The 14,867-nt window shown below is 72.5% G+C and carries 11 protein-coding genes; 2 read left to right on the top strand and 9 right to left on the bottom strand.

Annotated features, from left to right (window positions below):
• Nucleotides 1–6 precede the first annotated feature (6 nt).
• The 3 genes from CCS38_RS11255 to CCS38_RS11245 form a co-directional block, all read right to left on the bottom strand.
• Nucleotides 7–849: an ABC transporter ATP-binding protein gene (locus tag CCS38_RS11255; protein WP_223733085.1), complete on the bottom strand. Its 843-nt coding sequence runs from the start codon at nt 847–849 to the stop codon at nt 7–9.
• A complete protein-coding gene (locus tag CCS38_RS11250) occupies nt 846–1,802 on the bottom strand; it encodes a FecCD family ABC transporter permease (protein WP_372457045.1) in 957 nt (318 codons plus the stop codon). Before CCS38_RS11250 ends, CCS38_RS11255 begins: the two co-directional genes overlap by 4 nt.
• Before the next feature lie 104 nt (nt 1,803–1,906).
• Nucleotides 1,907–2,914: a FecCD family ABC transporter permease gene (locus CCS38_RS11245; protein WP_223733083.1), complete on the bottom strand. Its 1,008-nt coding sequence runs from the start codon at nt 2,912–2,914 to the stop codon at nt 1,907–1,909.
• 223 nt (nt 2,915–3,137) lie between these two features.
• Between CCS38_RS11245 and CCS38_RS11240 the strand changes: the two genes are divergently transcribed.
• Nucleotides 3,138–3,935 (top strand): GNAT family N-acetyltransferase, encoded by a 798-nt coding sequence (locus tag CCS38_RS11240; RefSeq protein ID WP_223733082.1) that lies wholly within the window; start codon nt 3,138–3,140, stop codon nt 3,933–3,935.
• Between the two features lie 3 nt (nt 3,936–3,938).
• On the opposite strand, the gene CCS38_RS11235 is transcribed toward CCS38_RS11240, so the two are convergent.
• Genes CCS38_RS11235 through CCS38_RS11210 form a run of 6 tightly spaced genes read right to left on the bottom strand, consistent with a single transcriptional unit; the run spans nt 3,939 to nt 13,428 of the window.
• Nucleotides 3,939–6,080: an endo-beta-N-acetylglucosaminidase gene (locus tag CCS38_RS11235; protein WP_223733081.1), complete on the bottom strand. Its 2,142-nt coding sequence runs from the start codon at nt 6,078–6,080 to the stop codon at nt 3,939–3,941.
• 2 nt (nt 6,081–6,082) lie between these two features.
• The gene (locus CCS38_RS11230; RefSeq protein ID WP_223733080.1) at nt 6,083–9,127 is read right to left on the bottom strand and encodes an alpha-mannosidase; all 3,045 of its coding nucleotides are present in this window, start codon (nt 9,125–9,127) and stop codon (nt 6,083–6,085) included.
• Between the two features lie 15 nt (nt 9,128–9,142).
• Nucleotides 9,143–10,366 carry a glycoside hydrolase 5 family protein gene (locus tag CCS38_RS11225; protein WP_223733079.1) on the bottom strand — a complete coding sequence of 408 codons (1,224 nt, stop codon included), beginning with the start codon at nt 10,364–10,366 and terminating at the stop codon, nt 9,143–9,145.
• A gap of 42 nt (nt 10,367–10,408) precedes the next feature.
• The gene (locus CCS38_RS11220; protein WP_223733078.1) at nt 10,409–11,239 is read right to left on the bottom strand and encodes a carbohydrate ABC transporter permease; all 831 of its coding nucleotides are present in this window, start codon (nt 11,237–11,239) and stop codon (nt 10,409–10,411) included.
• Nucleotides 11,236–12,114 (bottom strand): carbohydrate ABC transporter permease, encoded by an 879-nt coding sequence (locus CCS38_RS11215; protein WP_223733077.1) that lies wholly within the window; start codon nt 12,112–12,114, stop codon nt 11,236–11,238. The genes CCS38_RS11220 and CCS38_RS11215 overlap by 4 nt, the downstream gene beginning before the upstream one ends.
• A gap of 3 nt (nt 12,115–12,117) precedes the next feature.
• The gene (locus CCS38_RS11210) at nt 12,118–13,428 is read right to left on the bottom strand and encodes an ABC transporter substrate-binding protein (protein ID WP_223733076.1); all 1,311 of its coding nucleotides are present in this window, start codon (nt 13,426–13,428) and stop codon (nt 12,118–12,120) included.
• 209 nt (nt 13,429–13,637) lie between these two features.
• Here CCS38_RS11210 and CCS38_RS11205 point away from each other — a divergent pair, with 209 nt between their 5' ends.
• A complete protein-coding gene (locus tag CCS38_RS11205; RefSeq protein ID WP_223733075.1) occupies nt 13,638–14,726 on the top strand; it encodes a LacI family DNA-binding transcriptional regulator in 1,089 nt (362 codons plus the stop codon).
• The last annotated feature ends 141 nt before the right edge of the window (nt 14,727–14,867 follow it).

The following is a 14,867-nucleotide window of genomic DNA, read 5'->3' as shown; positions in this document are numbered from 1 at the left end:
GGGCCGTCAGACGGACACGGCGGTACGGCGTACCGCGCGGCCCTTGGGGACGACCAGCGGGGTGCCGGTCTCCGGGTCGGGGATCACCCGGCAGTCGACGTCGAAAACGGACTTGACCAGCTCGGCGTCGAGGATGTCCGCCGGGGCGCCGGCCGCGGCCAGCTGCCCGTCCTTGAGGACCACGAGGTGGTCCGCGTAACGGGCGGCCTGCCCGAGGTCGTGCAGCACCATCACCACGGTGCGGCCCGCCTCGGAGTGCAGTTCGGCGACCAGGTCGAGGACATCGAGCTGGTGCCGCAGGTCCAGGAAGGTGGTGGGCTCGTCGAGGAGCAGCAGGTCGGTGTCCTGGGCGAGCGCGAGGGCGATCCAGGCGCGCTGCCGCTGACCGCCGGAGAGCTGGTCGACGGGCTGGTGGCGCAGCGCCGCGGTGCCGGTGCGCTCCAGCGCCTCCTCCACCGCCGCCTGGTCCTTCTCGGACCAGGGGCTGAGCAGCTTCTGGTGCGGGTAGCGGCCGAGCCGTACCAGCGCCTCGACGGTGATCGCGTCGGGGGTGACCGGCTGCTGCGGCAGCAGGCCCATCCGCAGCGCGAGCGCCTTGGCGGACATCCGGTGGATGTCGGAGCCGTCGAGGGTGACGGTGCCGGCGGCCGGGGCGAGCAGCCGGGTCAGGCCGCGCAGCAGGGTGGACTTGCCGCAGGCGTTGGGACCGACGACGGCGGTCACGGCGCCGCCGGGCAGCTCCAGGTCGAGGCCGCCGACGATCAGCCGGTCGCCGTAGCGCAGGTCGAGGCCGTGCGTAGCGAGCTGGTTGGCCTGCTGTTCGGGGGCCTTCAGCTGGTTGGCGGTCATCGGACACTCCTGTTGACGGAACTGCTCTGACGGATCATCAGCACCAGCAGCCAGGGCGCGCCGAGGGTGGCGGTGACCACCCCGACCGGCAGCCCGCTGACCGGCAGCAGATGCTGCGCCACCAGATCGGAGGCGAGCAGCAGGACGGCACCGGCGAGGCCGGTGAGGGCCAGGGTCCCCGCGGTCGGCGGCCCGGCGAGGAACCGCACCATGTGCGGGACGGCCAGCGCGACGAACGCGACCGGGCCGGTGAGCGCGGCGGCCAGCGAGGCCAGCGCGACGGCGGTGACCAGCACCTGGAGGCGGGCGGTGGAGGTGTTCACGCCCAGCGCGCCGGCCGAGTCGTCGCCGAGGTCCAGCACGGCGAGCTTGCGGTGCAGGAGGAAGGCGCCGGCCAGCGCGACCACCACGGCGGCGCCCGCGGCCCACACCTCCGTCCAGGTCCGCCCGTACACCGAGCCGGTGGTCCACTGGAGCGCCGAGCCGGCCAGCTCGGTGGGGAACCGTACGACCATGAAGTTCACCGCGGCGGTCAGCCCGGCCTGGACGGCGAGGCCGACCAGCACCAGCCGGGTCGCGCTGACGCCGGAGCGCCAGCCGAACACCCCGAGCAGCACGGCGGCCAGCAGCCCGCCGCCCAGCGCGGCGAGCGGGATCAGCGCCTGGGAGGCACCGGCGGCGAGCATCGCCACCGCGCCGAACGAGGCGCCGCCGGTCACGCCCATCACGTCCGGCGAGGCGAGCGGATTGCGGAACATCCGCTGGAGCAGTGCGCCGGCCACCGCCAGGCCCGCGCCTGCGATGATCGCCGCGACCATGCGCGGCGCCCGGAACTGCTGGACGATCAGCACGTCGGCGCTGTCACCGAGGCCGAGCAGCCCCTGGAGCGCCGCGCCGGGCGCCAGCGGCGTCTCGCCGACCGCCACCGAGCAGGTGACGAGCGCGAGCAGCACGGCGAGGGCGGCACCGGTCAGCAGCAGGGTGCGGCGGCCGGGATGGGCGGACTTGGCCGGGTGCGGCGCGGCGACGCGCGCCTTCTCGGTCTTCAGGACGTCGCTCACCGGGCCACCTTCCGCGCCAGTACGGCCAGCAGCGGCGCGCCCAGGAAGGCGCTGATGATGCCGACCTGGAGCTCGGAGGGCCGGATGACGACCCGGCCGAGGATGTCGGCGGTGAGCAGCAGCAGCGGGCCCGCGATCATGCAGCCGGGCACCAGCATCCGGTGGTCGGAGCCGAGCAGCTGCCGTACGAGGTGCGGCGCGGCCAGGCCGATGAAGGCGATGGGACCGGCCACGGCGACCGCCGAGCCCGCGAGCAGCACCACGGCCAGGCCGCCGGCCATGCGGATCCGGGCGACCGGCACGCCGAGCGCCTGCGCGGAATCGTCGCCGAGCGCGAGGGTGTTGAGCGCCGGGGTGATCGCCAGGGCGAGCACGAGGCCGATCACGAGGGTGGGCAGCATCGGGTACAGCACGGAGAGGGGACGTTCCGCCAGCGACCCGGCCAGCCAGAAGCGGGCCTCGTCCAGCGACCGCTTGCTCGCCAGCATCACCGTCGAGGTCCAGGAGAGCAGCACCAGTTGGAGCACGGTGCCGCCGAGCGCGAGCCGTACGGGATCGAGGTCGCCGGCCCGCCGGGCCAGCGCCTGCGCGAACAGCGCGGCGGCGGCCGCACCGGCGAACGCGAACCAGATGTACTCCACGGGCCGCGTCAGGTGGAGCGCGAAGATGGCGACCACGACCGCGAAGCCGGCGCCGTTGTTGATGCCCAGCGTCGTGGGCGAGGCGAGCGGATTGCGGGTGATGCCCTGGACGACCGCGCCGGCCACGCCCAGTGCGGCGCCGACCGCGAGCCCGACGAGGGTGCGCGGCAGCCGCAGGCCGGTGACCACGATGGCGTCGCGCCCGTGGGCCTGCCCGCTCAGGGCGTCGAGCACGGTGGACAGCGGCACCGAGCGCGTGCCCACGGCGAGGCTCAGGGCGGCGCACACGGCCAGTGCGCAGAGCCCGGCGATCAGCAGCGGGATGCCCCGCAGCAACACCGAAGGAGGCCGCGCGCCGGCCACTGGGGCCGCGGTAGCTGGTGGTTTGGTCGTCAACACGCGTCGTAACGTTAGGTTAGGCAAACCTTCGCTGCAAGCGCGGTGACGGGAATCGGCGAACTGTCCAGTTTGATGCCCCGGTGAAGCGGAGCGACCCACTCTCTCTACCCGTGCGGGCCCGGCCGCTCACCTCCGGAGGGGTGCAAATCCGGTTGTCCGGCAGCACGCCACCTGCTGAGGTGACCGGATGAATCACGCAGCGGTGCTCTCGATGTACGACCGGCGCATGCGACAGGACGCGCGGCCCGACGGCCCCGGCGTTCGGATCGAGCGCGTGGACGGTGTGGTCCGCCAGACCGCCGAGCGGGCCGACGGCTGGCACGGCGTCCTCTGGGCGGACCTCACGCCCGCCACAGCGGACGCCGCGATCGCCGAACAGATCCGGTACTTCACCACGCTCGGCCGGGCCTTCGAATGGAAGCTGTACGCCCACGACCGCCCGGCCTGCCTCGCCGACCGCCTGCGTGCGGCCGGCTTCGTCCCCGAGCCGACGGAGACCCTGATGGCCGCCGAGACCCGCGAGCTCCCCACCGCGGCGGACCTCCCGGCCGGTGTCCGCCTGGAGCCGGTGACCGACGCCGCCGGCGTCGACCTCATGGCAGCCGTCCACGAGCGCGCCTTCGGCCCCGGCCGCGCCCGCTTCCGCAGCGAGGTCCTCGACCGGCTCGCCGCGGCCCCGGAAACGGTGGCGGCGGTGGTCGCCATGGCCGGGGACACCCCGGTGAGCGCGGCCCGCATGGAACTGCCGCCGGACGCGCCCTTCGCCACCCTCTGGGGCGGCGGCACCGACCCGGCCTGGCGCGGCCGCGGCATCTACCGTGCCCTGATCGCCCACCGCGCCCGCATCGCCGCGGCGCGCGGCTACCCGTACCTCCAGGTCGACGCCTCCGACCAGAGCCGCCCCATCCTCCAGCGGCTCGGCTTCGCGCCGCTCACGACCACGACCCCGTACGTGTACACGCCCGGGGCCGCGGCCGCCGGCTGACGGTCAGCCCGGCCAGCGCACCGTGGCCACGGCCGTCCCGCCCCGTGTGCCGTCCGGCGCCACCGCCGTCAGCCGCAGCTCCGTCCCGCGCTCCGCCCCGGCCCGGTCCAGCGCCTTGACGTAGTACACGTCGTCGAAGATCCGCCCCAGCGACTCGGTACGGCCGTCCGGCAGCTCCCGGGTGAGGTCGTAGTACCAGACGCCCTGCCGCGCCACCCGCCAGGAGAGGAAGACCTCGGCGGTGTCCCCGGCGGGGTGCACGGCGTCGACCGTGAAGCCGGCGGGCGCCGCCGGACGGGGCGCCGGGCGGCCCGGCAGGAAGGCGAGTTCGCCCAGCCGGAAGGTGTGGTCGGCGGGGCCGCCCGTGGTGGCGAACCGGACGGCCACCGCGGCGACGGTACGCCCCGCGAGCGCGGCCAGCGGCAACTCCGCGGTGGTCCAGCGACGGCCGGCGTCGGGGCGGCCGGCCGGCAGCCAGGTGACCGTGTCCGGGTCCTCCTCGGTGATCAGGCCCAGCTCCACCCGGCCCTCCCGGCCGTCCGTCGCGTACACCAGCCGCGCCCGCTCCCCGCCCGTGACCCGCAGCCGGGTCTTGAACAGCCGGGCGGTCGTGGGCCCTTCCGGAGTGAGCCGGCCCGAGAAGCGCAGCGAGCAGCCGCCGTCGTACGCCAGCCCGTAGTCGTACTCCGCACGCAGCGGCTCCGCGCCGCCCGCGCCCCGCGTCCAGAACTGCCAGGTGGGCAGCACATCCTGGATGGAGATGTTGTTCCACTCCCGGTCGGAGACCTGGCGGCCCGCCAGGAAGAAGGCGCGGCCGTGCCCGGTGTTGAAGCGGGTGACGAAGGGGAAGCCGCCGATCACCGACCGCTCCGTGATGTACCGGGCCACGCCGTCCCACTTGCGGAAGTTGTGCTCGTCGCGCGGCTTGCCGTCGTCCTCGTCCGGCCAGGGCACGTACTCCGTGCGCCCGGTCCGGGTCGGGTCCTCGTTCGGCCCCGACCAGTAGTGCCGCTCGCGCACGAAGACCTCGCCCTGCGCGTCCGGGTCCTCCCGGTCCGGATAGCGGTCCCAGGGGAAGTGCGAGCCGAACAGCGCCCAACTGGTGCGGGCCGGCTCCCCGTCGGGGCAGACGATCCGGGTGTCGAAGGGCGGATTGAAGCCGTACTTCTCGGTCTCAGTGCCGTGGAAGACCGCCTCGTACGGGTCGAGGCCCCGCTCCAGGGCCGTGCGGCGCGAGGTCGCGACGCCCTCCTCGGTGAGCCAGTAGTTGGCGAAGAAACTGTGGTTGACGGGCGTGTCACCGTGCTGCACCCAGTCGGCGTTCTTGTCGTTGAACGCGTTCTGATAGTCCAGCTTCCCGTTCGTCATGATCGTGTCGTACCACTGGAGGTGGAAGCCCTCGGGCGCCTTCGCCCGCAGATACTCCAGCATCCGCATCAGCTCGTGCGCGTCGGCCGACGAGATCTCGGCCTCCTGGTTCAGGAAGTACCCGTCGAAGCCGAAGTACTCCGCCATCGCGAGCATGCCGTCGGCCACCGGGTACGAGCCGTCGGCCCGCCGCTCCAGATAGTCACCGAACTCACCCGTCCGCGGCCAGAACCAGCAGCCAAGGCTGCGCGCGCCGTTGCGGTGCGCGGCATCCGTCCAGGCCGGGTTCGGCGGATTGACCACACCGTGCACCGGCTCGTCCTCCGGCGAGCCGTCCACCGGCAGCCCGTGCCAGGAGCCGTACAGATCGGTGTACTGCCAGAAGCGCAGCAGCCTGCGGGCGAAGACGTCGCCGTATTTATAGGCGGTGAAGAAGGAGTTGTCGTAGTCGAAGCTGAGGTTCATCAGCTGCGGTCCGGTGGCGAGGCCGGGGTCCGCCTGAGTGGCCGCGAAGGCCGGGATGCGTGCGGCGAGCGGCACACGGGAACGGAAGTACCGTGCCCAGCGGTCCGTCTCCGGGCTCCAAGTCTTCAGCGCGGCCGCGTCGTAGCCGTGCATGAAGGGCTGGTGGGCCCCGCGCGTGGCCGCCGCGGCGGCCGGTGCGGCGACGGCGGGGCGCGCCCCGAACGGGCCGAGCGGCCCGGCGAAGCCCACGGCCACCCCGGCCGCGCCCAGCATCCGCACGAAGGTTCTGCGATCCAGCGGTCCACTGCTCACGGTCACGCCTCCTCTGTGGCGCCGCGGCCCAGCCGCAGCGTGACGATTTCGAACGGATGGAGCTCCAGGGCCAGTACGCCGCCCTCGCACCGCTCTTCACCGGTCCCGGCCGGCCGCTCCAGCAGGTCGCACCTGACCGCGGAGGCCACCGGGAAGCCGCAGACCAGCTCCGTGCGGACACGCCCGCCGCGGGCCTCGTGGAGGCGTACCACCACATCCCCGCTGCCGTCGTCCGCGAGCTTCACGGCCGTGACGGTGACGGCCTCGTCGGCCACCGCCACCAGCGGCTCGACCGCCGCGGCGCCCGGCACCCGCCGCTCCGGCAGGTTCAGCGCCCAGCCCTCCCGCACCGCGTCGCCGATCCCGGCACCCGGCACGAGCGCGCAGCGGAAGCGGTGCACGCCCTGGTCCGTGCGCGGGTCGGGGAAGCGTGGCGCGCGCAGCAGGGAGAGCCGTACGGTCGTGGTGGTGCCGCGGCCCGACTCCCGGGCGGCGCGCGAGGCGTCGTACCCGTACGTCGAGTCCGTCACCACGGCGACGCCCCAGCCAGGCTCCTCGACGTGCACGAAACGGTGCGCGCACGCCTCGAACTTCGCCGCGTCCCAACTGGTGTTGGTGTGCGTGGGCCGGTACAGGTGCCCGAACTGGGTCTCCGCCGCGACCCGGTCGGCGTGCACGTCCAGCGGGAAGGCCGCCTTGAGGAACTTCTCCGTCTCGTGCCAGTCCACCTCGGTCGAGATCTCCAGCCGCGCCGCGCCCGGCGGCAGCGTCAGCACCTGCTCGACGGCCGAGGAGCCGAAGGTACGCCGGACCCGTACGGCGCCGGCCGTCCCGCCCGCCACGGCCTCCACGGCTTCGGCGTCCACCAGGTCCGTCACCGTGTTGCGGTAGAACTCGTCCACGTCCCAGGCGTCCCACATCGTCGGGAAGTCCTGGTGCAGCTGGAGCAGGTTGGCCGCCTTGCCCGGGGCCAGCGTCTCCCGCTCGGCCCGCAGGTCGTACAGCGAGACCAGCAGCCCGCGGCCGTCGATCTCCGCCCGGAGCAGCCCGTTGTCCAGGACGTAGCCGCCGCCCGCGCGCGGCACGCAGCCCGTGCCGTTCGGCGCCTCCGGCTCGGGCCGCGCACCGCGCGCCGGTACACCGTCCCGCCCGTGCGGCGCCGCGTTGAACACCAGCGTGCCGCCGGCCGCGGGGTCGCCCGCCAGCGCCCGCTGGGCCGCCCCGATCAGCGCCTCCAGCTCCGCCGCGACGCGTGCGTACCGCTCGGCGGCCTCCCGGTGCACCCAGGCGATCGAGGTGCCCGGCAGAATGTCGTGGAACTGGTGCAGCAGCACCTCCTTCCACAGCCGGTCCAGCTCCTCGTAGGGGTACGCGAATCCGGTCCGCACGGCCGCCGTCGTCGACCACAGCTCCGCCTCGTACAACAGATGCTCGCTGCGCCGGTTGCCCTGCTTCGTACGGACCTGGCTGGTCAGCGTCGCGCGGTGCAGCTCCAGATACAGCTCGCCGGTCCATACGGGCGCGTCCGGGTACTCCGCGTGCGCCTTCTCGAAGAAGGCCGAAGGCTTCTCGAAGACGACCTTGGCCGAGCCCTCCAGGTCGGCCAGCCGCCGCGCCCGCGCGAGCATGTCGCGGGTCGTGCCGCCGCCCCCGTCGCCCCAGCCCGTCGGCGCCAGCGACCGGGTCGCCGCGCCCTTCTCGCGGAAGTTGCGCGCCGCGTGCGCCACCTCCTGGCCCGACAGCTGCGCGTTGTAGGTGTCCATCGGCGGGAAGTGCGTGAACACCCGCGTGCCGTCCAGGCCCTCCCACCAGAAGGTGTGGTGCGGGAACTTGTTGTCCCGGCTCCAGGAGATCTTCTGCGTCAGGAACCACTTGGCGCCCGCCTGCCGGACGAGCTGGGGGAGCGCCGCCGAGTACCCGAAGGTGTCCGGCAGCCACACCTCCTCCGTCTCGACCCCGAACTCCTCCAGGAAGAACCGCTTGCCGTGCACGAACTGCCGGGCCAGCGCCTCGGACCCCGGCATGTTGGTGTCCGACTCCACCCACATCCCGCCCACCGGCACGAACCGGCCGTCCGCCACCGCCTTCTTCACCCGCGCGTACACCTCGGGCCGGTGCTCCTTCAGCCACGCGTACTGCTGCGCCTGCGACATCGCGTACACGAAGTCCGGCTCGTCCTCAAGCAGCGCCGTCATGTTGGACGCCGTACGGGCGACCTTCCGCACCGTCTCGCGCAGCGGCCACAGCCACGCCGAGTCGATGTGCGCGTGGCCGACGGCGCTGATGCGGTGCGCTGAGGCGTGCGCGGGCGCGGCCAGTACGCCGGTCAGCCGCTCGCGGGCGCGGGCCGCCGTGCCCCCGATGTCCTGGAGATCGACGGCGTCCAGGGCGCGTTCCACCGCCCGCAGGATCTCCCAGCGGCGCGCCGTGTCCTCGCCCAGCTCGGCCATGAGCTGGCCCAGCACCTCCAGGTCGTGCGCCAGCTCCCACACGGTCCTGTCGAACACCGCGAGGTCCATCCGGGCCAGCTTGTACTGCGGCACGTCACCGGCCGTCTCCCGGTCGCCCAGCTCGGTGGGGAGGAAGGGGTGGTAGTCCAGGATGACGGGGTTGGCGGACGCCTCGATGTGCAGCTGCACCTCCTCGCCGCCGCGGGCCGGGGCGGCGATCCGCACCCACTGGTTGCGCGGGTTGAGGCCCTTCACCGGGGAGCCGTCGGGCCGGTACACCAGGCCCTCGCACTGGAAGCCCGGCATGTTCTCGTCGAAGCCCAGATCCAGCAGTGCTTCTACCGTCCGGCCCGCCCACTCCCCGGGGACGGTGCCGCTGACCGTGAACCAGCTGGTGCCCCACGGCGGGCCCCACGGCGCACCGGCCTCGATGGGCGTACGCGGCGCGGCGAGGCCCTCGGCGACCGGCACCGGCTCCCCGGGCGCGTGCCACACGCCGACGGCCAGCGGCACCGACTCCGGATACACGGCGGGCCACAGACGCTCTTCCAGCACCCGCTTCAGACGGGCTTCGGTGGTGGTGCGGTGGTCGTGCATATCGGTACGGCTCCTTCACGCCTCGTGGGGCTGGATCACTTCCGCGATGCCGCGTTCCTGCAGATACGTGCTGTCCGCAGCTCGTTCGCTCCGTACGCAGGCCGGTCGCAGGCCGCGTTCCGCGAGCCGCATCCACGCCTCGAAGACCGGGCCGCCGGGGGCGCAGTCGGGGCCCGCGCTCCCGACGGCCAGGGCCAGGGTGCGCGGCGCGGCGGTACGCGGCTCCGCACGGAATGCCCGTACGGCCTCCGCGAAGGCGGCCCCCTCCGGCTTGACCCGCCGGTCGTTCGACAACAGCCCAAGGCTGTACTCCAGCTCGGGGAAGTCGGCCAGCGCCCGGTCCACGTCGTGCGAGCACCACCACGTGATGCCCCACAGGTCAGGGCAGTCCAGCGCGGCGCGCACGGTGTCCCGTACGAACGCCGGAGCGTGCTCGGCGGGGATGTGCGGCGCCGGCGCGCCGACCTCCTGGAGCCAGACCGGGCGCCGCGGATCCACCGCCCACGCCTTGGACAACTCCACTAGGTACGCGGCGTGTTGGCGCGTGGCGGTGGACTCACGCCCGTACCGCTGCGCCGTCCCGTTGAACACCCACGCGTGCACGGCGGTCAGCGCGCCCAGCGTCGCGGAGTGTTGCGGCGTGAACGGATGCCCGTCCAGGTACCACGCCGCGTCGTACGAAGCGTGCAGATGCAGGCGCCCCGGCGCACCCCGCTCGCACGCCGCGAGCATCCGCTCCAGCCAGTCCGCGGCCTGACCGGGCGTGATGCGATCGGGGTCCGGATGCGGGTCGCCGGCGAACTGGTTGGTCTCGTTGCCGAGGGTCATGCCGAGGAAATTGGGCCGGTCGGCGAGGGCCGCGGCCAGCGTCTCCAGGTACGCCGCCTGGCCGTCCAGTACGTCCGGGTCGGTGAAGAGGTTCCGCCGGTGCCAGGTCGTGGTCCAGGCGGGCACGAAGTCGAAGCTGGAGAGGTGGCCCTGGAGGCCGTCGACGGCGACGTCCAGGCCGCGTTCGGCGGCCGCGTCGGCGAGGGCGACCAGCTGGTCCACCGCGCGCGGGCGGATCAGGGTGCGGTTGGGCTGGAAGAGCGGCCAGAGCGGGAAGACGCGTACGTGGTCCAGGCCGAGGGCCGCGACGGAGTCCAGGTCGGCGCGGACCTCGTCCGGGTCGAAGTCGAGCCAGTGGTGGAACCAGCCGCGGGTGGGCGTGTAGTTCACGCCGAAGCGCATCGGGGGCATACGGGTCCTGTTCGACAGGGGTGGGCCGGGCGGATCGGGCGCTCAGCCCTTGACCGCGCCCTCGCCCACGCCGCGGAAGAAGTAACGCTGCAGACAGGCGAACATCACGATCAGCGGGGCCACCGCGATGATGGTTCCGGCGGCGACCACCCGCGGCTTGTCCGCGAAGGTGCCGTGCAGGAAGTTCAGGCCGACGGTGAGGGTGAAGCGGTCCGGGTCGGAGAGCACGATCAGCGGCCAGAGGAAGTCGTCCCAGGCGCCCATGAAGGCAAAAATCGCGACGACCGCGACGGTGCCCTTCACCGACGGCAGCGCGATGCGCCAGAAGCGCTGCCAGACGTTCGCGCCGTCCACGACGGCCGCCTCCTCGATCTCGTACGGGATCGCGCGGAAGGCGTTGCGCATCAGCAGCACATTGAGCGCGCCGACGCTGCCCGGCAGGACGACGGCGACCAGTGTGTTGTTCAGGCCCAGGTCACGCATGGTGGTGAACTGCGCGATGATGATGGATTCCAGGGGAACCAACAGCGCGGCGACGAAGACCAGGCCGGCCGCCGTACGGCCGCGGAAGCGCAGCCTCGCCAGTGCGTAGCCGGCGAGCGCGGCGCCCACGCAGTTGGTGAGAACGTTGGCGGCGGCGACCTTCAGGGAGTTCAGCGCGTAGTCCCAGACCGGGATGATGCGCGCCACCTCGGCGTAGTTGGCGAGGGTCGGGTCGTGCGGGACGAAGGACGGGGGCGAGGGGTAGATGTTCTCGTGGGGTCCTTTGAGCGAGGTGGACAGCTGCCACAGGAAGGGCCCGACGGTGATCGCCAGCACGGCGAGCATCAGGACGTAGCGCACGACCCGCTCCGTGCGGCCGACGCGGGTCATGCGGACTTCTCCTTACGGTCGGCGCGCAGCACGAGCAGCATCAGCACCAGCGCGATGCAGAAGATGACGAGGGAGAGCGCGGAGGCGTAGCCGACCCGCCCCGACAGTCCCGTGCCGGAGCGCTGGACGAGCATCACGAGCGTGCTGTCCTCCCCGGCCGGGCCGCCGGTCGGCCCGGCCAGCAGGTACACCTCGGAGAACACCTTGAAGGCGGCGACCGAGGAGAGCGCGCCGACCAGCACCATCGTGGAGCGCACGGCGGGCACGGTGACGGTGACGAAGCGGCGCAGCGGCCCGGCACCGTCCACGGCGGCCGCCTCGTGCAGCTCCTTCGGCACCTGCGCCAGCGCCGCCAGGTAAATGATCATGTAGTAGCCGAGGCCCTTCCACACCGTCAGGGCCATCGCGCACAGCAGCACCAGCCAGGCGTCCCCGAGGAAGGACACCGGGCCCGCGCCCAGCACCTCCAGCATGCTGTTGAGCAGCCCGCGGTCGTCCAGCATCCACACCCAGATCAGCGCCACCACGACCACGGACGCGACCACCGGCGTGTAGAACGCGGCGCGGAAGAACACCACGCCCTTGAGCGGCTTCTCCACCAGCAGGGCCAGCAGCAGCGGCAGCAGCACCGTGCAGGGCACCACGACCACCACGTACAGCAGGCTGTTGCGCAGCGCCGTCCAGAACTGCGGATCCTGCAGCATCTCCTGGAAGTTGCGCAGCCCCACCCACACGCCCGGTGTGAGCGTGCGCGCGTCGGTGAAGGCATGCTGCACCGTGCTGAGGAAGGGGTAGAGGATGAAGGCCGCGACCACCGCCAGGCCCGGCAGCAGGAACAGCCACGGGCTGGCCGCGCGATGGGTCCGTACGCTCATGGCTCAGCCCTGCTGCAGCAGCCGGTTGCTCTGCGCGACCGCGTCGTCCAGCGCCTGCTTCGGCGACTTGTCGCCCTGCAGCGCCTTGGCGACCTCGTTCTGCAGCACGGTCTTCATCTCGTCCGTCATCACCACGGGCGTGTAATTGACCGCGCCGTCCAGCATCTTCGCCGCGGCCACCCGCACCCGGCCCTCGTCGGTGCCGTCGTCCTTCGTCCAGTACGGCTTGTCGAGGGAGCCCTTGGTGCTCGGGAACACCGCGACCTCGTGTGCGAAGGACTCCTGGTTGCGCTGGTCGGTGACGAAGCGCGCGAAGGCGATGGCCGCGGCCTTGTGCTCGCTGCGGTCGTTGACGCCGAGGCCCATCACATACATGTTGGGCTTGCCCGTGTTGGTCGGTGCGTCGGTGATACCGAGGTTCTTGTACAGGTCGGGCGCGTTCTCCTTGAAGTCCACGAGGTCGGGCGCGCTGCCCGGGTTCATGGCGACGCGGCCCTGGAGGAACTTCCGCCCCGCGCTCTCCGGAGTGGCGCTGAGCGCCTGCGAGTCCAGCCCGCCGCTCTTGAAGAGCTTCTTGTACTCGGTGAGCAGCTCCACGCCGCGCGGCTCGTTGTACGTGAACTTCGTGGCGTCGGCGTTCATCAGCTTCACGCCGTACCGCCCGAAGTCCTCGATCGCGGGCACCCCGGCGAGCGTGGCGACCTTGCCGCCGGAGGACTTCGCCATCTTCTCGGCGTCGGCGAACAGCTCGTCGTACGTCGTCGGCGGCTTCTCCGGGTCCAGCCCGGCCTTCTTGAACAGCGCCTTGTTGTAGAAGAGCGGTCCGGTGTTGAGGTACCAGGGGAAGGCGTACGCGCCGTCCAGTCCCGGCAGTTGATTGCCCGCCCAGGCTTCCGGCGTGTAGACCTTCTTCGCCTTGGCGGTGACCGGCTCCTTGTCCAGGTTCATCAGCAGCCCGGCTCTGGCCAGCGGGTAGGACAGGTCGGGCGAGACGTTCACGACGTCGGGCAGGGTGCCGGCGCCGGCGTCCGCGCTGAGCTTCTCGGGGTAGTTCTCGGCCGGCTGGTCGATCCACTTCACCTTCGTGCCGGGGTGCTTCTTCTCGAACTCGTCGATGAGGCCGTTGAAGTAGTCCTTGTACTGGGCCCGGAGGTTCCAGGTCTGGAAGGTGATGTGGCCGCTGACCTTGCCGTCGGCGGAGCTGCCGCCATTGTCGGCACCGCCCCCGCAGGCGCTGAGGAGCAGTGCGCCCGCCAGCAGCGGTACGGCGGTACGGGCGGGTCCGGACACACGTGTACCCCGGAAAGTGGGCATGACCGCAGGGCTCCTTCAGTCGGTCCTGGGTGGGCGCCCCAAAAGGTGCCCGCAGCCGCCGAGTTACGTCAACACTTCTTGCGCGGATTTCTTTTTCCCACTCCGAACACACAGGTCAGCGCCGTGAGTTCGGGCCTGTTGCGCCAAGCGCTAATGCGCTTTAGTCTTTCCGCACTCAAGCGCATTAGTAGGGCAGCGGAAGAGGGAGCATGCGCCGTACGCCGGCCCGGCGGCCGACCATGAAGGACATCGCCCTGCGCGCCGGGGTGTCCGAGAGCGCGGTCTCCTTCGCGCTCAACGACCGCCCCGGCGTCTCGCCGGTGACCCGCGACCGCATCCGCCGGGTCGCCGAGCAGCTCGGCTGGCAGCCCAGGGCGGCCGCCCGCGCGCTGTCCGGCGAGGGCTCGGCCACGGTCGGGCTGGTACTGGCCCGCCCTGCCCGCACCCTCGGCGTGGAGTCCTTCTTCCTCCAGCTGGTCTCCGGCATCCAGGAGGAGCTGGCCGAACGGAAGCTGGGGCTGCTCTTCCAGGTGGTCGAGGGGCTGGACGCGGAGTGCGCGACCTACCGCCGCTGGTGGGCCGAGCACCGCGTGGACGGCGTCCTCGTCGTCGACCCGCGCCAGGACGACCCGCGCCCCGACCTGCTGGGCGGCCTCGGCCTGCCCGCCGTGATGATCGGTGCCCCCGCGCCGGAGGTGGCCGAAGGCGAGAGCCCTGCAATCTCCACCCTCGGCGCCGACGACGCGGGCATCATGGCCGCGCTCGTCGGCCATCTCCACGCGCTCGGCCACCGCCGTATCACACACATCGCCGGACTGCCCGAATTCGCCCACACCCAGCGCCGGATCGCCTCCCTGCGCGCCGAGGCGGCCCGGCTGGGTCTCACCGAGGCCGCCTCGGTCACCACCGACTACTCCGACAGCGAGGGCGCGGCCGCCACCCGCCGGGTGCTGGACCGCGACCGGCCGCCCACCGCCCTGATCTACGACAACGACGTACTGGCCGTCGCCGGGCTCGCCGTCGCCACCGAGCGCGGCATCCGCGTCCCCGACCAGCTCTCCCTGGTGGCCTGGGACGACTCGGTCCTGTGCCGCAGCGTCCACCCGGCGCTGACCGCACCGGTGCGCGACACCGCCGCCTTCGGCCGGCACGCCGCGCAGGCCCTCACCGCTCTCCTGGACGGCGCGCCCGCGGGCCACACCCAGGAGCCGCTGCCTCGGATCGAGCCGCGGGGCAGCACGGGGCCGGCGCCGACCGGGCCGCAAGAGGGCCCTTCCGGCCCGCCGAAGTCATCCTGAACTCGCCTATGCCACAGACGTCTTGACGCCACGTCCGCGCGAGGCGTTCCCAGTCGTTCGGAGGTCAACTACCGTTGACGGAGAGCTGTGTGGTCGCCGCGGTGCGTGACCGGCCGCGGCGGACCGTCGTCAGGGAGGCCG

Source organism: Streptomyces purpurogeneiscleroticus (assembly GCF_020024005.1).
GTDB lineage: Bacteria > Actinomycetota > Actinomycetes > Streptomycetales > Streptomycetaceae > Streptomyces > Streptomyces purpurogeneiscleroticus.
This window is presented reverse-complemented; position numbering and strand designations above follow the sequence as displayed.